Source organism: Luteibacter sp. (assembly GCF_009912395.1).
In the GTDB taxonomy this organism is placed as follows: Bacteria; Pseudomonadota; Gammaproteobacteria; order Xanthomonadales; family Rhodanobacteraceae; genus Luteibacter.
Map to the genome: position 1 here is coordinate 191627 of NZ_WNDO01000003.1, position 17704 is coordinate 209330.

Annotated in this window: 17 protein-coding genes, 1 tRNA gene and 1 other RNA gene; 8 read left to right on the top strand and 11 right to left on the bottom strand. The window is 67.3% G+C overall.

Annotated features, from left to right (window positions below; genetic code table 11):
• The first annotated feature begins 29 nt into the window (after positions 1-29).
• The 4 genes from GAK28_RS05225 to GAK28_RS05240 are packed head-to-tail and all read left to right on the top strand — an operon-like array spanning position 30 to position 4545.
• Entirely contained in the window at positions 30-971 is a 942-nt protein-coding gene (locus tag GAK28_RS05225) for an AAA family ATPase (protein ID WP_291775943.1), read from the top strand.
• The gene (locus GAK28_RS05230; RefSeq protein WP_291775944.1) at positions 971-1927 is read left to right on the top strand and encodes a DUF58 domain-containing protein; all 957 of its coding nucleotides are present in this window, start codon (positions 971-973) and stop codon (positions 1925-1927) included. The genes GAK28_RS05225 and GAK28_RS05230 overlap by 1 nt, the downstream gene beginning before the upstream one ends.
• On the top strand, positions 1924-3912 hold the full coding sequence (locus tag GAK28_RS05235) for a DUF3488 and transglutaminase-like domain-containing protein (RefSeq protein WP_291775946.1): 1989 nt from the start codon (positions 1924-1926) through the stop codon (positions 3910-3912). The genes GAK28_RS05230 and GAK28_RS05235 overlap by 4 nt, the downstream gene beginning before the upstream one ends.
• A 42-nt stretch (positions 3913-3954) precedes the next feature.
• Positions 3955-4545 carry a Slp family lipoprotein gene (locus tag GAK28_RS05240; protein ID WP_291775948.1) on the top strand — a complete coding sequence of 197 codons (591 nt, stop codon included), beginning with the start codon at positions 3955-3957 and terminating at the stop codon, positions 4543-4545.
• 120 nt (positions 4546-4665) lie between these two features.
• On the opposite strand, the gene GAK28_RS05245 is transcribed toward GAK28_RS05240, so the two are convergent.
• The 8 genes from GAK28_RS05245 to GAK28_RS05280 all read right to left on the bottom strand — a co-directional run bounded on the left by GAK28_RS05245 (position 4666) and on the right by GAK28_RS05280 (position 9617).
• A complete protein-coding gene (locus GAK28_RS05245) occupies positions 4666-5010 on the bottom strand; it encodes a histidine triad nucleotide-binding protein (protein ID WP_291775949.1) in 345 nt (114 codons plus the stop codon).
• Between the two features lie 18 nt (positions 5011-5028).
• Entirely contained in the window at positions 5029-5631 is a 603-nt protein-coding gene (recR, locus tag GAK28_RS05250; RefSeq protein WP_291775951.1) for a recombination mediator RecR, read from the bottom strand.
• A gap of 10 nt (positions 5632-5641) precedes the next feature.
• On the bottom strand, positions 5642-5965 hold the full coding sequence (locus GAK28_RS05255; protein ID WP_291775952.1) for a YbaB/EbfC family nucleoid-associated protein: 324 nt from the start codon (positions 5963-5965) through the stop codon (positions 5642-5644).
• Positions 5962-7656: a DNA polymerase III subunit gamma/tau gene (gene dnaX / locus GAK28_RS05260; protein WP_291775953.1), complete on the bottom strand. Its 1695-nt coding sequence runs from the start codon at positions 7654-7656 to the stop codon at positions 5962-5964. The genes GAK28_RS05255 and dnaX overlap by 4 nt, the downstream gene beginning before the upstream one ends.
• A gap of 77 nt (positions 7657-7733) precedes the next feature.
• Positions 7734-7830, bottom strand: an RNA gene (gene ffs / locus GAK28_RS05265) — signal recognition particle sRNA small type.
• A gap of 107 nt (positions 7831-7937) precedes the next feature.
• A tRNA-Ser gene (locus tag GAK28_RS05270) sits at positions 7938-8028 on the bottom strand.
• A gap of 111 nt (positions 8029-8139) precedes the next feature.
• Positions 8140-8898 (bottom strand): MBL fold metallo-hydrolase, encoded by a 759-nt coding sequence (locus GAK28_RS05275; RefSeq protein WP_291775954.1) that lies wholly within the window; start codon positions 8896-8898, stop codon positions 8140-8142.
• A complete protein-coding gene (locus tag GAK28_RS05280; protein ID WP_291775955.1) occupies positions 8895-9617 on the bottom strand; it encodes a 3-deoxy-D-manno-octulosonic acid kinase in 723 nt (240 codons plus the stop codon). The genes GAK28_RS05275 and GAK28_RS05280 overlap by 4 nt, the downstream gene beginning before the upstream one ends.
• A 46-nt stretch (positions 9618-9663) precedes the next feature.
• Between GAK28_RS05280 and GAK28_RS05285 the strand changes: the two genes are divergently transcribed.
• Positions 9664-10737 carry a glycosyltransferase family 9 protein gene (locus GAK28_RS05285; RefSeq protein WP_291775956.1) on the top strand — a complete coding sequence of 358 codons (1074 nt, stop codon included), beginning with the start codon at positions 9664-9666 and terminating at the stop codon, positions 10735-10737.
• Between the two features lie 36 nt (positions 10738-10773).
• On the opposite strand, the gene GAK28_RS05290 is transcribed toward GAK28_RS05285, so the two are convergent.
• Positions 10774-11172 carry a DUF6165 family protein gene (locus GAK28_RS05290; protein ID WP_291775957.1) on the bottom strand — a complete coding sequence of 133 codons (399 nt, stop codon included), beginning with the start codon at positions 11170-11172 and terminating at the stop codon, positions 10774-10776.
• Positions 11173-11213: 41 nt separating this feature from the next.
• On the bottom strand, positions 11214-12104 hold the full coding sequence (locus GAK28_RS05295; RefSeq protein ID WP_291775959.1) for a LysR family transcriptional regulator: 891 nt from the start codon (positions 12102-12104) through the stop codon (positions 11214-11216).
• A gap of 89 nt (positions 12105-12193) precedes the next feature.
• Between GAK28_RS05295 and GAK28_RS05300 the strand changes: the two genes are divergently transcribed.
• From GAK28_RS05300 to GAK28_RS05310, 3 genes are read left to right on the top strand one after another with little or no spacing between them, the layout of a single operon-like run.
• Positions 12194-13144 (top strand): NAD-dependent epimerase/dehydratase family protein, encoded by a 951-nt coding sequence (locus GAK28_RS05300; RefSeq protein WP_291775960.1) that lies wholly within the window; start codon positions 12194-12196, stop codon positions 13142-13144.
• Between the two features lie 60 nt (positions 13145-13204).
• Positions 13205-14311: an NAD(P)/FAD-dependent oxidoreductase gene (locus GAK28_RS05305; protein WP_291775962.1), complete on the top strand. Its 1107-nt coding sequence runs from the start codon at positions 13205-13207 to the stop codon at positions 14309-14311.
• A 9-nt stretch (positions 14312-14320) separates the two neighbouring features.
• A complete protein-coding gene (locus tag GAK28_RS05310) occupies positions 14321-14971 on the top strand; it encodes a response regulator transcription factor (protein WP_291775963.1) in 651 nt (216 codons plus the stop codon).
• Positions 14972-15007: 36 nt separating this feature from the next.
• Here the strand turns inward: GAK28_RS05310 and GAK28_RS05315 are convergent, their stop codons facing one another.
• Entirely contained in the window at positions 15008-17641 is a 2634-nt protein-coding gene (locus GAK28_RS05315; protein ID WP_291775964.1) for a PAS-domain containing protein, read from the bottom strand.
• Positions 17642-17704 lie beyond the last annotated feature (63 nt).

The window sequence follows — 17704 nt, forward strand, 5'->3', positions numbered from 1 at the left end:
GACCCGCCTCCCGGGCGCACGTTCCGATCATGTCAGTTACGACTCCGCTCAACGATGAAATGCTTCGGCACCGCCTCGATGCCGCGCTCGCGCAGGTCAACGGCGTGCTGCTCGGCAAGCCCAGGCAGGTCAAGCTTGCCTTCGCCTGCCTGCTCGCCGGCGGCCACCTGCTGCTGGAAGACGTACCCGGCGTCGGCAAGACCACGCTGGCGCATGCGCTGGCGGTCACCTTCGGCCTCGATTTCCAGCGTATCCAGTTCACCAGCGACCTGCTTCCTTCCGACATTATCGGGGTGAGCGTGTACGAACGGGAGACCGGCGAGTTCCGCTTCCATCCCGGCCCCATCTTCACCAGCCTCCTGCTGGCAGACGAGATCAACCGCGCCACGCCGAAGTCGCAGAGCGCGCTGCTCGAGGCCATGGCCGAAGACCAGGTCACCGTCGACGGCACCACGCACGCGTTGCCGAAACCGTTCTTCGTCGTCGCCACGCAGAACCCCCTCGACCTGGCTGGCACCTTTCCCCTGCCCGATTCGCAGCTGGACCGTTTCATGCTCCGTCTCAGCCTCGACTACCCCGACCCGCAGGCCGAACGCGCCCTGCTCATCGGCGAGGATCGACGCGACATGATGGGCCACCTCACGCCGCGCCTCGACACCGCATCCATCGCCGCCCTGCACGCCGCCGTGCCCGGGATCACCGCCAGCGGCCGCCTGCTCGATTATTTGCAGGCCCTGCTCGGCGCCAGCCGCAAGCACAACGACGTTCGCGTGGGGCTGTCGCCTCGTGCCGGCCTGGCACTGCTGGCCGCGGCCCGAAGCTGGGCCCTGCTCAGCGGCCGCGACTACGTTATTCCCGAAGACGTGCAGGCCGTGTTCGTACCGGCGGCGGCCCATCGCCTTGTGTCTGCGCGAGGCGGCCATCGCGATGCCATCGCCCGCGCGATCCTCGCCGACACGCCGGTACCCTGATGACCCCGCGTGGTCCGGGCCTGCTCGCCTGGGCGGAGCGTCGCCTGCCGTCGCTCACCCGGCTCCGCCCTCGGGAACCCCTGCCCATCCATTTGCATCGCCGACGCATCTATATCGTGCCGACGGGATTCGGGCTGGGCTTTTCGCTCCTGCTGGCCGTGATGCTCCTGGGCGCGCTCAACTACACGAACAACGCAGCGCTGGGCCTCACCTGCCTGCTGGGCTCCGCCGTCGTGGGCAGCATGCTCGTGGCCTTCCGCACCCTCAACGGTCTGGTGGTGGGTGGCATGCGAACGGACAGCGTCCGCGCGGGCAGCCCGGCTCGCGTATCGCTCGATGTATCGGCCCCGCAGCGCATACGGACGGCCATACGTCTCGATGTCGAGGGTGTGCAGCAGGTTTTCACGGTTCGCCCCGGCCAGCCGGCCCTCGTCGAGTTTCCCCTCGAAACCTCGTTCCGTGGGTGGCTCCCACTACCTCGCCTGCGCATCCACACGCGCTGGCCCATGGGACTGTTCCGCGCATGGAGCTGGCTCCACCCCGACCAGGCCATCCTCGTCTACCCTCGCGCCGAAGCACTTGGCCCCGCCCCGATGGTGCCCAGCGGCGATGCCGACCGGGGCCGCCCCCGGGCAGGCGACGAACTGGCGTCGCTGCGTGAGTATCGGGCGGGCGATCCTCGTCGCCAGATTGCCTGGAAGCTCAGTGCCCGCCACCACAGCCTGCTGGTGAAGGACCTGGAACAACCGGCGCCGCAGGATGACTGGCGGCTGGACTGGGATGCCATGCACGGACTGGACGACGAGTCGCGCATCGCCCGCCTCGCTCGCTGGGTGGACGAAGCTCGCGACAGTGGACGCCGCTGGAGCCTTCGCCTGCCCGACGCCTATTTCGATATCGCCCAGGGCGACGAGCACTACCACCGCTGCATGACTGCCCTCGCCTTACGCCCATGACCGGCTTTCGTCGCTCGCTACGACGTCCTCCTGTCGATCCGACGACGATCGGCCGACGCGCGTTCGACCTGCTCTGTATCACCATGGGCTTCCTGCTGCTGGTGCATGCAACGCACCTGCCGTCCTGGCTGACGGGCGCGCTCGCCACCGTGCTTGCGCTGCGCTGGCGCCATCGCCGACGTGGCGGTAAGAAGGTGCCGACGCTCATCAAGCTCCCCATGCTGGCGCTGCTCCTGGCAGCCATCGTCCTGCATTACGGAACGTTGTTCGGACGGGACCCCGGAAGTGCGTTCGCTGTCGGCTTGCTCGTGCTGAAGCTGCTGGAAAGCGAGCGTGTGCGGGATGCCCGCGTCGGCGTGGCATTCGCCTGCTTCGGACTCATGAGCGCCCTGCTGTTCGGGCAAGGCCTGGTCGCCAGCGGCATCGTGAGCCTGGGCCTGTTTCCCGCGCTCGCGACACTGCGCGCCCTCGAAAATCCGGATGCGGACATCGCCGGCTGGTCGATCCAGTGGAAGCCCGTCTTACTCTCCCTACTGGCATCGATCCCCCTGTCGATTTTCGCTTTCCTTTTCATCCCGAGGCTGGGCAGTCCGCTCTGGGGTGCGCCCGACAGCGGGCAGGCGGCTACCGGTCTCTCCGATCGGCTGGCGCCGGGACGCATGCTCGACCTGATGACCGACGATACGCCCGCGATGCATATCACGTTCGACGGCCCTCCTCCGCCCAACGCGCAGCGTTATTTCCGCGCCTATGTCATGCAGTGGTTCGACGGCAATGAATGGACGCCGGGATCGCACGCCACGCGCCGCCCGCCCGCGCAGGCAGAGTACGGACGTCGTATCGCGTATCACGCGGCCGTGGAGCCGTCCCACGATCGCGTGCTGCCGCTGCTCGACATGCCCACCCTGGCGCCCCCCGATACGGTGCTCGGCCCTGACCGCACGGTGCGATCGAACCGCCGCATCGACGACGTGGTGAACGTTTCTGCGCTAGCTGCCCTCGATTATCGACTCGAGCCCACGCTGGACGATAGCGTCCGGCACGACAACCTGGCACTCCCCGTCGGTGCTGGCCCCCGTGCCCGCGCACTCGCAAGTTCCTGGTCGCAGCGATTCGGTAGCAACTCTACGGCGATCGTGCAGGCGGCCCTCGCGATGTTCCACGACGGCTTCTCGTACACACTGGCCCCCGAACCCCTCGGCGGCGATCGCATCGATGACTTCCTGTTCCAGACGAAACAGGGCTACTGCGAGCACTTCGCCTCAAGCTTCACCTTCCTGATGCGCGCCGCCGGCATACCGGCACGCGTCGTCACCGGCTACCAGGGCGGTTACTGGAACGACCGCGCCCACTACCTGCTCGTGCGCCGATCCGATGCCCACGCCTGGTCCGAGGTGTGGCTCGACGGACGCGGGTGGGTTCGTATCGATCCCACCGCGGCGGTGCGCCCCGAGCGCGTGCAACTCGGGGCCGCCGCCGCGGCGATCGGGCAGCGCGACGGCTGGCTCGACACCCCCTGGATACGCGAGATGCGCGATCGCTGGGATGTCGTCAACCAATGGTGGAACCGGGGCGTTATCGGTTTCGACAGCTTGCGTCAGCAAGGCATGCTCCAACCCTTCGGAGTCGACCATGCGGACGTGACCGACCTGGCCGTGGTCCTGGCCATCGGTTGCTCGCTGCTGGTGACCATCGCCTTGGGCTGGGCGATCTTCCAGCGACGTGAAGGCGATGCGCTGGATGCGTGGATGCGACGTCTTGAGCGCAAGCTCGCACGGGCCGGCGTCGCTCGTCGAACCAGCGAAGGCCCGAAGCATTTCCTCACCCGCGCGGCACGTGCCCTGCCGGCCCAGCGAAATGCCTTGGAAAGGTTGTGCGAGCTTTACTTGCGGTCGCGCTACGCCCACGACGAACCGCCGCCTGAATCGATCAGAGCATTCGGACACGCGGTAAGGGAATTAAAGGCGCGCCGCGTGGTCAAATAAGGGTATGGCGTCGGCCGTGCCCGGTGCCCTGGGAGATGTGACATGTCCATGTACAAACCGCTGGCCGTCGTCGCCGCGACCCTGGCCCTTGGCGCCTGCGCCACGGTGCCGCAGCCGCTGCAAGGCCAGTTCAACGATGTAACCACCAGCAACGCCCAGCAAGGCGGCGCGCCGGGCGCGAAGGTCCGCTGGGGTGGTGAAATCATCAAGACGGAGCCGGGTCCGCAGCAGACCTGCTTCTTCGTGCTTTCCGAGCCGCTCGACAGCGAAGCCCGCCCGACCTCCAACAAGCAGGAGACCCAGGGTCGCTTCGTGGCCTGCCGCGACGGCTTCTACGATCCGGAAGTCTTCGTCCGCGGTCGCGAGATCACGGTGACCGGCACGTTGCGTGGCGCTGTCACGCAGAAGGTCGGCGACTTCGATTACGCCTATCCGCGCGTCGAGGCCGACGTGGTCTACCTGTGGCCGAAACGCGTTCCGGTGAACCGCTACCCGCCAGGCTTCTACGACCCGTTCTGGGGTCCGGGCTTCGGTCCGGGCTGGGGTCCGTACTATGGACCGTGGGGCGACCCGTTCTGGTACCGCCCGCGCACGATCATCGTGCGTCCACCTCCGCCGCCTCGCGCGCGCTGATGGTGGCAAAGAAAAAGCCGGCGATGAGCCGGCTTTTTCTTGCGTCTTTTGTAGGAGCGCGCTTGCGCGCGATGGGGGTTGCCGCAAGAACCCATCGCGCGCAAGCGCGCTCCTAGAGGCTTAGCCCGGCGGCCAGGTCATCTGGCGACCGGCCAACAGGTGCACATGGATGTGGAATACCGTCTGTCCACCGTGCGTGTTGGTGTTGATCACCGTGCGATAGCCGTCCTTCGCGAAACCCTGCGACCGCGCGTACTCGGCTGCGGCCAGTAGCAGCTTGCCGAGCAGTTCGGCATCCGCCGGCTGCGCGTCGTCCAGCGTCGCGATGGCGCGCTTGGGAATGAAGAGCACATGCACGGGCGCCTGCGGATTGAGGTCGCGAAAGCCGAGCACGTCGTCGCTCTCGAAGACGATGTCGGCAGGGATCTCGCGGCGGACGATCTTGGCGAAGATGGTGTCGGTCATGCGGATTTCCTTGCGGTTTCAACCAAGCGACTGGCGGCTGCCGAACGCGTGCGCGAGCGTGCCCCGGTCGACGAATTCCAGTTCGCCACCCAGCGGCACGCCATGGGCGAGACGCGTGGCGCGGATGCCCGCGGCCTTGGCGAGCTGCCCAAGGTAATGCGCGGTGGCCTCGCCTTCCACGGTGGGATTGGTGGCGATGATCATCTCCTCCACGTCGCCCTCGCCAAGACGCTCGACGAGCAACGGCAGGCCCAGTTCGTCGGGACCCAGTCCATCCAACGGCGACAGGCGTCCCAACAGCACGAAGTAGTGGCCACGGTACCCGGTAGCCTGTTCAATGGCGGCCAGGTCCGATGGCGACTCCACGATGCAGAGCACCTGCTTGTCGCGACTGCTGCTGGCGCACAGCGAGCACACAGGTGTCTCGCTGAAGTTGCGGCAGCGAGTGCAGTTGCCCACGTCGCGCATCGCCGACTCCAGCGCGGAAGCCAGGCGCATGCCACCCTGCCGCTCGCGTTCGAGCAGGTGGAAAGCCATGCGCTGGGCACTCTTCGCGCCGACGCCCGGCAGGCAGCGCAAGGCGTCGATCAGTTCGCCGAGAAGGCGGGAACCGTTGCTCATCGGGGTGTCGTCAGAACGGCATCTTGAAGCCGGGCGGCAGGTTCAGCCCGGACGTGACGCCACCCAGCCGGCTACGGCTGAGTTCGGCGATCTTGTTGACGGCGTCGTTGACGGCCGCGGCGACGAGATCCTCGGCCATTTCCGGATCATCGGCGAAGGCCTGGCGATCGATGTGCACCGAACGGACCTCGTGGCCGCCGGTCATCGTGACCGTGACCAGGCCACCGCCGGCACTGCCGGTGATTTCCGCCTTCGCCAGTTCTTCCTGCGCACGCTTCATTTCGTCCTGCATGCGCTGGGCCTGCTGCATCAGCTGACCGATTTGACCTTTCATGTTCCTGGCTCCACGGGTTTGATCGATTGCGGGATGACGCGCGCGTCAAATTCGCGCTTGAGCGTCTGTACGAGCGGGTCGGTCTCCATGGAGGCCTCCGCGTTGGCCTGCGCGTCGCTGGCCGCCTGCGCGCGCCGTTCTGCCGGCGTACCGAGGCTGCCGCCGGTGTTGCCGGCAGTCTCGGCGACGAAGCGGAAGCGTACGCGGCGCCCGAGCGCCTGCGAGACCTTTTCTTCCATCTGGCTGGTGAGCGGCTCGACCGCCAGGTGCATGTGCGAGGGTTGCAGTGCCAGCATCATCGCATCGCCCTCCATGCCACGCAGCGAACAGTTCTGCGCGAGCTGGCCGATCGGGCCACGCAGGTTCGCGCGCTCCACGACGTCGTGCCAGTCGGGTAGGCCGTTCGCGCCGGTGGCCAACGGACGCGGGGCGGCCGGCGGCGGTGGCGCCGGTGCCTGCACCGGCGCAGGCACGGGGGCCGGTGCCGGAGGCGCCTGGCGCTGAACGGGTGCGGCTGCAGGCATCGGCGACGGTGCGGGCGCGCTACGCGAAGGAGGCGCGGCCACCGCCGGCACGGCACGCGGTGCCGGCGCAGCCGAGGCCTGGCCGGGCTCCGACGGGCGGAACGCGAACATGCGCAGCAGCACCATCTCGAAGCCGATGCGGGCGTCGGGCGCCATGGGCAGCTCGCGGCGACCCGACGTGGCGATCTGGTAGTAGAGCTGGACGTCCTCGGGGGCCATGCGTTCGGCGACGGCCGCCAGTGCGGCATCGCTTTCCTCGCCACGATATCCCGGCACCAACTGGAGCAACTGCACGCGATGGAGCACGGTGGCGAGATCGTCGAGCACGCCACCGAAGTCCGGCGAGAACGAGGCAATGCGATCCGACTCGGCCATCAGGGCCGCGCCGTCGCCCGAAGCGAGCGCATCGAGCACGCCGAGCACCTGGCCGCGCTCGACGCTGCCGAGCATGGCCCGCACGTCACCCGCGCGCAGCGAGCCGCCGCCATAGGCGATGGCCTGGTCCAGCAGGGAGAGACCGTCACGCAGCGAGCCGTCGGCCGCATGGGCCAGCTCGACGATGGCGTCGTCCTCGTACTCAATGGCCTCGGCGCCGAGGATATGGCGCATCTGGCCGGAGATCTGGTCCGGCAGCAGGCGCTTGAGGTTGAACTTGAGGCAGCGCGACAGCACCGTGACCGGCAATTTCTGCGGATCGGTGGTCGCGAGCAGGAACTTGACGTGCGGCGGTGGCTCTTCCAGCGTTTTCAGCAGCGCGTTGAACGCCGGCTTGGAGAGCATGTGCACCTCGTCGACGAGGTAGACCTTGAAGCGCCCGCGCGAGGGCGCGTACTGGGCGTTCTCGATCACTTCGCGGACATCGTCCACGCCGGTGTTGCTGGCCGCGTCGATCTCGAGCAGATCGACGAAGCGGCCGGCATCGACCGCCGTGCAGACGGCGCACTCACCACAGGGATCCGCCGATTCGCCACGCTCGCAGTTGAGCGACTTGGCGAAGATGCGGGCGATCGTGGTCTTGCCGACACCGCGCGTACCCGTGAACAGGTAGGCGTGATGCATGCGGCCGGATTCGAGCGCGTTGGTGAGCGCACGGACCACGTGCTCCTGCCCGACCAGTTCGGCGAACTTGCGCGGGCGCCACTTGCGTGCGAGGACCTGATAGGACATGCGGGCTACCTTGGGACGACTGTCGATTGTGCCAAGGACCGGAGGCGGGCGAAAGCTTGCGCCTGAAAAGGCGATGACCCTGCCAGCCACACCCCGGCACCCGAATCATCCGCTACCGTTGCTTCCTTCCGGACCTGGCGGGATTTACAGACTATCGTCGCGGGGGGACCGACAGGGTCACCATAAAGACGTTGGTTCCGATGGCTCGCCCGCGGGTTCGAATCCCGCCCGGCGAATCGTTCATCGGGGCGGCAACCTTTCGGCTGCCTGGTTGTTGCAAGTGGCGGAGAGGGCGGGATTCGAACCCGCGATACGCTATTAACGTATACACACTTTCCAGGCGTGCTCCTTAAACCACTCGGACACCTCTCCGCACTGGTACAACTTCTTCCTTGCCGGGATCCTGCCCGACAAAGAAGCGGAAGGATAACGGGAGCGTGGCGGCGACACAAGCACCACGACACGCCCCATCGACAGGAGGCCTTAGCCCGCCGTCGGGCGCGTCGGATGTGGCTCGGGTAGCACCAGGCGCTCATCCGGATGCGCGATGCGATAGCCGCGCGCCTGCAGCGTCTCACCCTCGCCGACACTGCCGTAGTGGTAAAGCGCCATGCGCGCGCGCAGCGCCTCGGGATACTCGCGCTCCAGGTCGTCCACGCCGGTATGCGACGGATTGCCCACCACGCCGCAGTCATGGGCCACCAGTTCGCCATGGGCGCCATGGATCGCCAGGGCCTCGGGCACGGGCCGGGTATCGCCCGTGAAGACGAAACTGCCGCGCAGGGCCACGCCGTACGAAGTGCCCTGCACGTGATGCCGCGTGGGGAAGACGTCGAACCAGTGGCCTTCGTGCCAGAAACCGCGGGTGCAAGGGACCAGGTGGAAGGCCTCCCAGTAATTCACGCCGCCTTCCGCGAGGGCGCCAGGATAGTCCGCCACCCTGCCCTGCAACCACGGCAGCAACCCGGCATGCAGGAAGACCTTCGTGCGTCCGCGTAGGGCCTCGTCGAACCACAGGCGGAAGAACAGGCGTTCCATACCCGCCACGTGGTCCATATGCGTATGCGTGATGTAGAGCGCGCGCGGCGGCGCGCCATAGGCGGCCACGTAGCGGTCGAGCGTGTCGGGACCGCAATCGACGAGCAGCAGCGGGTCGCCATCGCGTTCGAGCACCACGGCCGAGGAACCCAGTTCCACCGCATGGGCGGCGCCCGTACCCAGGAAATGCAGATGCCAGTTCACCGGAAACTCCGTTCGTACGCGGCCACGAGCGCCGGCCAAAGGACCGCCTCGAAGGTGTCGCCCCCCTCGGCGGCCCCCACCTTCACCAACGAACGGCGCAGGCGGGCGAGGTTGCTTCGCCGCCATCCTTCCGCAGGCGTGCGCAAGCGCCCTTTGTCGAAATCGATCAGGTGCAGGCCCGCGCCGTTGACCAGGATGTTGTGGGCATTGAGGTCGGCATGCCAGGCCCCTTCCTTGTGGAAGCGCGCCACCAGTTCGCCGACCCGGGCGGCCAGGGCTTCGTTGAAGCCGCCGTCGGCCACCTTTTCGGCCAGGGTGCTCGCGTCGGGAATGCGCAGGGTGAGCAGATCGGCCGAGTAGCGCAGGCCGTGGCGCTGGTAGCGTGCCGCCAGGGGCGGCGATACCGGCAATCCGCGCCGCTCCAGCTCCACGAGCAGGCGAAACTCCCGCTCGCTGCGGGTACGCTGGCGTCCGGTGAAGAGGTAGCGATCCCCCAGCAGGGTGGCCACCATGCCGCCTCGCCGATAATGCCGCAGAACCGCCTCGCCGGCGGGCGAATCGATGATGGCCACGCCGCCACGACCGCCCGACTGCGTACGCAGCAGGCCCTGTTCCCGCCAGTGCTCCGGCGAGAACCAATCGGGGTCGACTTGAGCTGTACGGGCCGCGTCGAACAAAATCGTTCCTTCCGCAGCCTCCGTTACGCGATGGTCTGTCATTGTCGGGCCACCCTTCGTGGCGGCCTCCCGTTCCGGTAATCCAATCGTGCCCAGTCTAACAAGCCGTCCACTCCCGTCGGGAGATTCCAGTCTCTGCATCCTGCGCACGTCCGCCATCGGCGACGTCACGCACGTCGTGCCGCTCGTGCGGACCCTGCAGGCGACGTCCCCGTCCACCCGCCTGACCTGGCTGGTGGGCAAGCTCGAACGCAAGCTGGTGGGCGACCTGCCCGGCGTGGAGTTCGTGACGTTCGACAAGGGCAAGGGCCGTGAAGCCCTCCGCGACGTACGCCAGGCCCTGGCGGGCCGGCGCTTCGACGCGCTGCTGCATATGCAGGTGGCCTTGCGCTCCAACCTGCTCAGCCTCTCGGTCAAGGCCGATCGCCGGATCGGCTATGACAAGGCCCGTTCCAAAGACCTCCACGGCCTCTTCGTCAACGAACGCATCGCCGCTCGCAGTGGCGAACACGTGCTCGATGCGATGGCCAGCTTCATCGAACCTCTCGGCCTGAAGCAGACCGAGGTGCGCTGGGATATCCCAGTCTCCGCGGACGACCAGGCCTGGGCGGCCGCGCAGCTCCCTGGCGACGCGCCGACCCTGCTCGTGAGCCCGATGTCGAGCCACACCGTGCGGAACTGGCGCGTGGAGCGCTACGCTGCCTTGATCGACCATGCCATGGCGCGAGGGATGCGCGTGGCCATGGTGGGTGGACCGTCAGAACCCGAACGCGCCCTCGCCGACGCGATCCTCGCGCAGGTGAAGGGCGCACCGCTCGACCTCACGGGCAAGGACACCCTGAAACGCTTCATGGCGCTGCTCGCCCGCACAGCGATGATCCTCACGCCCGACTCGGGCCCGATGCACATGGCCAATGCCGCAGGCGTGAAAGTGCTTGGCCTGCACGCGGCCAGCAATCCGCATCGGTCGGGACCGTATTTGGATCGGCGCTGGTGCGTCGACAAGTACGACGCGGCGTCGCGGAAATTCCTCGGCAAGCCCGCGTCGGAAATCCCCTGGGGGACGAAGATCGAGAAACCCGGCGTGATGGATCTCGTCGAGGTGGACGAGATGGTGGATCGGTTCGAGGCCTGCGCCGAGTTCCTGCATTTACCCCTGTAGGAGCGCGCTTGCACGCGATCGCGCGCAAGCGCGCTCCTACAGGGCGCGGTAATCCTGGTAGGACTTCTCTTCGACCAGCGTCGAGCCGAGCTTGAGGTTGATCTCGCGCTTGATGGCCGCGCGCTCGTCGTTCTGGAAGTAGACCGAGCGGGCCAGTTCGACGAAGGAGGCGTCAAAGGCCTGCGCACGCTCCTTCAGGCGAATGTTGTCCTCGATATCCCAAAGGCGCTTGTTCACGGCGAGCAGGCGTGCCGTCTCGTCGGCGATGTCGATCTTCGATGCGGCATCGTTCGTCCAGGTGGCTTCGAGCAGTTCGAGCTCGTTGCGGACGTTGGCCAGCTTCGCCTCGTCGCGGATCTCCTGAAGCTTGATCTGCAGGATGGTCATCTTGTCGATCAGCTCGCCGTAGGACACCGGGGTCTGGATCAGGCTCATGGGTCGATCTCCACACGTTCGGACGCGGAGGGTAACAGCTTTCATTCCTTCGGATAGACGGCCAGCGACTCCGCCAGATGATCGAATACGGCGCGGATGCGATGGCTGGCGCGCAAGTCTTCGTGGGTCACGACCCAGGCGTCGAGCGGTATCTCGACGATACGGGGAAACAGGCGCTCCATGCCGTAACGGCGCCCCAACGGGGCCTGACAGATGCCGATGCCATAGCCGGCACGCATCGCTGCGAGCGCCGCGAGGTCGTTGTCGGTGCGCAGGCTGAAATCCTCCCGCGCATAAGGCAGGCCCGCCGGACGCATGGCCCGGATGTGGGGCCGCTCCTCGTCGTAGCCGATCAGCGTGTGCTCGCGCAGGTCTTCCAGCCGACGCGGACGACCCGCCAGGTCGAGGTAATCCGGATGGGCGAAGAATCCCAACGGTATGCGGCAGGCATGACGGGCCACCAGCGCGTCCTGCGACGGCGGCGTATTGCGCACCGCGATGTCGGCATCGCGTCGCAGCAGGTTTTCCATGCGATCGGTGGTGGACAGCTCGATGACGATGCCCGGATGCGTACGCCGGAACGCTGCGAGGATGCGCGGCAGGACCTCGGCCCCCATCACTTCGCTGGCGGTGATGCGCACTACGCCACGCAGTTCGTCCTTCGCACCCGATGCCGCCCGCAACACCGACGCCGCGGCGGCGGCCATGGATTCGGCATGTGGCAACAGTTCACGTGCGGCATCCGTGGGCGCCAGTCCTTGCGGCCCCCGAGCGAACAGCGGCACGCCCAGCGAGACCTCCAGTTCGCGCACATGGCGCCCCAGGCTGGGCTGGGTCATGCCGAGCGCCCTCGCCGCGGCGGATAGGCTGCCCTCCCGCATGACCGCGAGAAAGGAACGAAGCAAATCCCAGGAAAGGCTCTCGCTATTCATTTTTTTATGGCAACCATAAGTATTTCGCCAATTCCCGTATATCACGGAAGGATCCAGACTGGCCGCACTTTTTTCAAGGAATACCGTCCATGACCCGCAAGACCGCGCTCGTCCTTGGTGCCACCGGTGGCGTGGGTGGCGAAACCGCCCGCGCCCTGCTTGCCGCCGGCTGGGAAGTGACTGCTCTCACCCGCCGCGCGTCGCCCGTGTCGTCGGACATCCGCTGGGTGCAGGGCGATGCGATGAACGTCGAAGACGTGCGTTCCGCTGCCAAGGGCGCCTCCGTGATCGTCCATGCGGTGAACCCGCCGGGCTATCGCGACTGGGAGCGGCAGGTGCTGCCGATGATCGACAACACGCTCGTCGCGGCACGTCACCACGGCGCACGCGTGGTGCTGCCCGGCACGATCTACAACTACGGTCACGACGCGTTCCCGCTGCTGCGCGAAGACTCGCCGCAGCATCCGGTGACCCGCAAGGGCGAAATCCGCGTGGAGCTGGAAAAGCGCATGGAGAAGGCGGCGCGCGAGGGCGTGCGTTCGCTGATCCTGCGCTGCGGCGATTTCTTCGGACCGCACACCGGCAACAACTGGTTCTCCGGCGGACTGGTGAAGCCCGGCAAACCCCTTTCCGTGTTGCCGTATCCCGGCGCCCCCGACCTGCCGCATGCATGGGCCTACCTGCCCGATGTCGGCGCGACGATGGCCGCGCTGCTCGCCCAGGAGGAAACGCTCGCTCCCTTCGCACGGTTTCATTTCCACGGATACCAGATCACCGGCAACGAACTGCTTGCCGCGTTGCATCGCGTCACGGGCAATCCCTCGCTGCGCCTGGGCATGTTTCCATGGCCGCTGCTGACGCTCGCGTCGCCCTTCGTGGAAACGGTACGCGAGTTACGCAAGATGCGTTACCTGTGGAAGGCACCCGTGGAACTGGACGGCACGCGACTGACGGAGCGACTGGGCGACGTGCCGCACACACCGCTCGACACCGCGCTGGCACGCACGCTCGACGCATTGCACGTGCGCGCTGCGCGTTGACACCACGCACACGCGGGAAGATGCTCCATGGGACACCGATAGGGAGATGGAGCCATGTCGATGAGCCAACCTTCCGTGCTGATCGTCGGTGCAGGTCCTACGGGCCTCGCCGCTGCACTTTTCCTCGCTCGCCAGGGCGTGCAGCCACGCATCGTCGACATGGCCCCCGCGCCCGCACCGCATTCGCGCGCACTGGCGGTGAATCCGCGAACGCTGGAACTGCTCGAGCCCACCGGCGTCAGCGAACGCATGGTGGCCGAAGGACGCCCCACCCTCGGCGTATGCTTCCATGAAGGCGGCAAGGTACTGGCGCGCGTGGACGCCGAACGCGTCCATCCGCGCTACGGGCTCACCGTGTTGTCGCAGGCACGCAGCGAAGCCTTGCTGGCCGAAGCGCTGGAGGCTCAAGGCATTGTCGTGGAACGGGGGCGCAAGGCGAGGCTGCTATGCCAGGACGAGACGTCGGCGCGGGTCTGCCTCGACGACGATTGCGTGGGCGTCGGCAACTTCGACATGGTGTTCGCCGCGGACGGTGCGCACAGCCGCTTCCGCGAAAAGCTGGGCATCGACTTCCCCGGCGACACCTATCCCGAAGCGTGGCCGCTGTTCGACGTGCCGCTGGAGACACCACTGGATCGCCGGTACGCCCACGTGCTGTTCTTCCCGGACGGCATGATCTTCCTTCTCGCGCTCGACGATACCGTGTGGCGGGTGATCTCCAGCGTGTCCGATCCCCTGTCCCGCCTTCCCGCCGGCAGCACGGCCGGGACACCGCTATGGAGTTCCACCTTTCACATCGCCCATCGCGTCACCGCGCGTTGCGCCCTGGGCCGGGTGGCGCTGGGCGGCGATGCGGCGCACATCCATTCGCCCGTCGGCGCGCGCGGCATGAACCTCGGCATCGAAGACGCCGCCGCGCTCGCCCGTTGCGTGGCCGCGCAACCGGACAACCCCGTGGAAGCCCTGTCGCGTTATCACAGCCAACGCCACGGAGTGCACGAGGCCGTGGTGGAACGCATCCATGCCATCACCTCGATGGCACGAGGTGGCAATGCCCTGCTCCGCGGCCTGCGGCACACCGTGCTGCCCGCCGCCGCGCGCGTTCCGCTGTTCCGCCGCTTCGCGTTGCGCACCGTCATGGGACTGGACCACCCCGCTCCTGGTTAGAATTGGCCCATGGCCCTTACCCTGCTCATTGCCGACGACCACCCCATGTTCCGCGGCGCGCTGTTGCACGCCCTAGCCGACCTGCTGTGCGACGGTCGCGCCCTGGAGGCAGGCAGCCACAGCGCGATGGAAGCCGTGCTGGCCTCGGGCGAGGCCGTCGATCTCGTGCTGCTGGACCTGACGATGCCGGGGGCCATGGGCTTTTCGTCCCTGCTCTGGTTGCGCGGAGAGCATCCCGATATTCCCGTGCTGGTGGTCTCCTCGAACGATCATCCGCGCAATGTCCGTCGTGCGCAGCAGTTCGGCGCCGCCGGTTTCGTTTCCAAGTCCGCGCCTGCCGAGGTGCTGCGCGACGCCGTGGTTGCGGTGATGCGTGGCGACACGGCCTTCGTCGGGACGCGCGCGGAGCGCAGCGACGAGGACGCGCGCTTGGCCGTGCGGCTGTCCAGCCTTACGCCCCAGCAATTCCGCGTGCTTATGCTTTTGGCCGAAGGCATGCTCAACAAGCAGATCGCGGCGGAGCTGGGCTTAGCCGAAAACACGGTGAAGATCCACGTCACCGCCGTCTTGCAGAAACTCGAATGCCGTTCGAGAACGCAAGCCGCTGTGTTGGTGAAGTCGCTGGATATCGACGAAGGCGTCGAAGGGTCGCATTTGTAGGAGCGCGCTTGCGCGCGATCGCGCGCAAGCGCGCTCCTACAAATATTCCATCAGCAGGCGGCTCAGCACCGCGCGCAGGCGAGCTGGTGCCAAAGGCTTGGTGAGATAGCGCAACCCATCTTCCGCCGCATGCAGGATATCGGCCTGCGAAGGCCGCGCCGCGATCAGCACCGTGGGTGGCGTCACACCCCACCGCGCCGACAAGGCTACACGCAGGCCATCGCCGGACGCGCCCTGTAACGGATGCTCCAACAACAGCGCATCAGGCGCATCATCGATCTCGGCCTGGCGCATCGCCGCCTCCGCGCTGCCGACCGCCGCCACCTCGCAGCCCCATCCCACGAGCAGTGCCGCCGTGGCCGCACGCGTGGCATCGTCGGCATCCACCAGCAACACGCGTCGTCCCGCCAGCGGCGAATCGTCTTCGATGCGATGCGCCGAAGGGGCCGTGTCGCCGGGTGCGACGACCATCGGCACCGCGATGGAGAACACGCTGCCCCGCCCAGGCCACGAACGTACCGCCACCGGCGCACCCAGCAGGCGACCGACGCGATCGACGATGGACAGGCCCAGTCCGGCGCTGCGCCGGTCGCGATCCACGCCACTATCCAGGCGTAGGAACTCATCGAAGATGGCGCGGGTCTTTGCCTCGGGAATGCCCAGGCCGGTATCCCATACCTCGATTCGGGCGAGCCCGGCCACACGTCGAACGCCGATCAGCACACGGCCGCGTGGCGTGTAGTGGATCGCGTTGGAAAGGAAGTTCTGCAGCACGCGACGTAGCAGCAATCCATCGGTCCGCGCGTGCAGACCGGTCCGCACCGCGTGCAACGACAGGCCTCGCGCCGCGGCGAGCACACCGAACTGCCGGGCCAGGTCGGCCAGCATCGGGCCGAGGGCAACGGTGGCCAGGCGTGGTTCCACGGCCCCACCCTCCAGCCGCGACACATCGAGCAGGCTCGCCAGCAATTCGTCCTGTGTCTGCAAGGCCTGGCGCACACGCTCGATCAGCTCGCGATCCTCCGTGCTCGTCGACCGGTCAGCCAGCGCGCCCACGAACATGCGCGCCGCATTCAGCGGTTGCAGCAGGTCGTGCACGGCCGCCGCGATGAACCGTGTCTTCGACCGGCTGATCCGCTCCGCCTCGGCTTTCGCCTCGTTGAGGTCGCGCGTGCGCTCTTCCACCCGCAGTTCCAGCGAGCTGGCCAGCGTGCGCAGTTCGCGCGCCGCCGCCTTGTAGGCGGTGATGTCCGCATAACTGGTGACAAAGCCGCCATCGGGCAGTGGCGTCCCGTGAATCTCGAAGGTGGTGCCATCGGGACGCTCGCGCTCGTACATGTGCGGACTACCCTGGCGCAGGTAGGCAAGGCGACGCTCGATGGCTTCGTCCATGTCCCCTGGCCCGAGCAGGCCACGCCGGGAATTGAAGCGGAACATGTCCTCGATCGGCCGCCCCACCCGCATGTACTCGTCGGGAAAGCCGAAGATCTGCTGGTAGCGCGAATTCCAAGCGACCAGCCGCAGGTCGGCGTCGACCACGCTCACGCCCTGCGGCAAGTGTTCGAGACTGCGCTGGCCGGTCTGCGTGGCCTCGTGCGCGGCGGCCACCACGCTGTCCTGCGCCGTACGCAACGCCGACGCGTGGTGCGCCACCATCTGCTCCAGCTCTTCGCGACTGCGTTGGCGAAGCCGCGCCAGGCGCCAGCGTTGCTGGAGGAACAGGCCGAACAGGATCACCGGCAGCCACGCCAGGAACACCGCCAGCGCCGCGCCACGGCCCGCGACGATCGCAGGATGCGCGTCGGCGAGCAGATGCAAGGTCCAGGCTTGCTGCGGCATCGGCAAGGCGCGCCAGACCACCTCGTGCCGCGACGCGGGCGAGATCGCCTTCACGCGTTCGGCACCCTCGCCGACCGCACCGCGAACATCGCGCCGCACCTCGGGCAACGCGCGCCCCCCGTACTGCCGCGTGGCGTCGATGCCAGCCTTTTCGTCGACGGAGAGCGGACGCAGCGTCCGGTAGCTCCATGCGCCGTCGCGATTGTCGAGGAAGACCACTCCGTGCGCATCGGCGAGCAGCACGATGTCGTCGCCCTTGCGCCAGTCCTGCGGGAGTTCGTCGAGGGTGATCTTGAGCACCACCACGCCCAGGCGCTCGCCGTGGTCGTCGTCGATCGCCTGGGCGATGAAGTAGCCCGCCACGTTCGTGGAAACGCCCATCGCGTAGAACGTGGCATGCCCGTCGCGCATCGCGTCCTGGAAATAGGGGCGGAAGCGGTAGTCGATGCCGACGTTGCTTTCCGGGGTGTCCCAGTTGTTCGCGGCGACGGCGCGGCCGTACCTATCAAGCAAGGTCAGCGTGGAGGCGTGGGCGGCTTCGTTGGCCCGCTTCATCCAGTCGTCGAGGGCTCGCACCTGCGCGGCGGACGGCGGCTCCGCCAGCGCGGCACGCAGGTGCGGATCCAGCGCCAGCACCGTCGGCAGCACCCGGTAACGGTCGATCAGGCGCTGCACCGCCAGCGCATGCAATCCAAGCCGGTCGGCCGCCTGCGCGGCGATCGTGTCGAGGCTCCGCCGCCAGGCCAGCCAGCCGCCCAGCGACGCGCTTCCCACCATGGCGAGCAGGAGCAGGAAAAACCAGAGCCAGCGGAGACGGCGGCGGATCGACATCGGCGGCATCGTCGCACACCCGGCGGGCACCTAACCGGAATGTGTTATGGGTGAATCGGCCGG

Bases quoted from the DNA above. Each gene is read 5' to 3' on its own strand.
- GAK28_RS05315 (WP_291775964.1), bottom strand. From the start codon at position 17,641: ATGTCGATCCGCCGCCGTCTCCGCTGGCTCTGGTTTTTCCTGCTCCTG.
- GAK28_RS05225 (WP_291775943.1), top strand. From the start codon at position 30: ATGTCAGTTACGACTCCGCTCAACGATGAAATGCTTCGGCACCGCCTC.
- dnaX (WP_291775953.1), bottom strand. From the start codon at position 7,656: ATGTCCTATCAGGTCCTCGCACGCAAGTGGCGCCCGCGCAAGTTCGCC.
- GAK28_RS05280 (WP_291775955.1), bottom strand. From the start codon at position 9,617: ATGACAGACCATCGCGTAACGGAGGCTGCGGAAGGAACGATTTTGTTC.
- GAK28_RS05310 (WP_291775963.1), top strand. From the start codon at position 14,321: ATGGCCCTTACCCTGCTCATTGCCGACGACCACCCCATGTTCCGCGGC.
- GAK28_RS05255 (WP_291775952.1), bottom strand. From the start codon at position 5,965: ATGAAAGGTCAAATCGGTCAGCTGATGCAGCAGGCCCAGCGCATGCAG.
- GAK28_RS05305 (WP_291775962.1), top strand. From the start codon at position 13,205: ATGAGCCAACCTTCCGTGCTGATCGTCGGTGCAGGTCCTACGGGCCTC.
- recR (WP_291775951.1), bottom strand. From the start codon at position 5,631: ATGAGCAACGGTTCCCGCCTTCTCGGCGAACTGATCGACGCCTTGCGC.
- GAK28_RS05245 (WP_291775949.1), bottom strand. From the start codon at position 5,010: ATGACCGACACCATCTTCGCCAAGATCGTCCGCCGCGAGATCCCTGCC.
- GAK28_RS05295 (WP_291775959.1), bottom strand. From the start codon at position 12,104: ATGAATAGCGAGAGCCTTTCCTGGGATTTGCTTCGTTCCTTTCTCGCG.
- GAK28_RS05240 (WP_291775948.1), top strand. From the start codon at position 3,955: ATGTCCATGTACAAACCGCTGGCCGTCGTCGCCGCGACCCTGGCCCTT.
- GAK28_RS05235 (WP_291775946.1), top strand. From the start codon at position 1,924: ATGACCGGCTTTCGTCGCTCGCTACGACGTCCTCCTGTCGATCCGACG.
- GAK28_RS05230 (WP_291775944.1), top strand. From the start codon at position 971: ATGACCCCGCGTGGTCCGGGCCTGCTCGCCTGGGCGGAGCGTCGCCTG.
- GAK28_RS05300 (WP_291775960.1), top strand. From the start codon at position 12,194: ATGACCCGCAAGACCGCGCTCGTCCTTGGTGCCACCGGTGGCGTGGGT.
- GAK28_RS05290 (WP_291775957.1), bottom strand. From the start codon at position 11,172: ATGAGCCTGATCCAGACCCCGGTGTCCTACGGCGAGCTGATCGACAAG.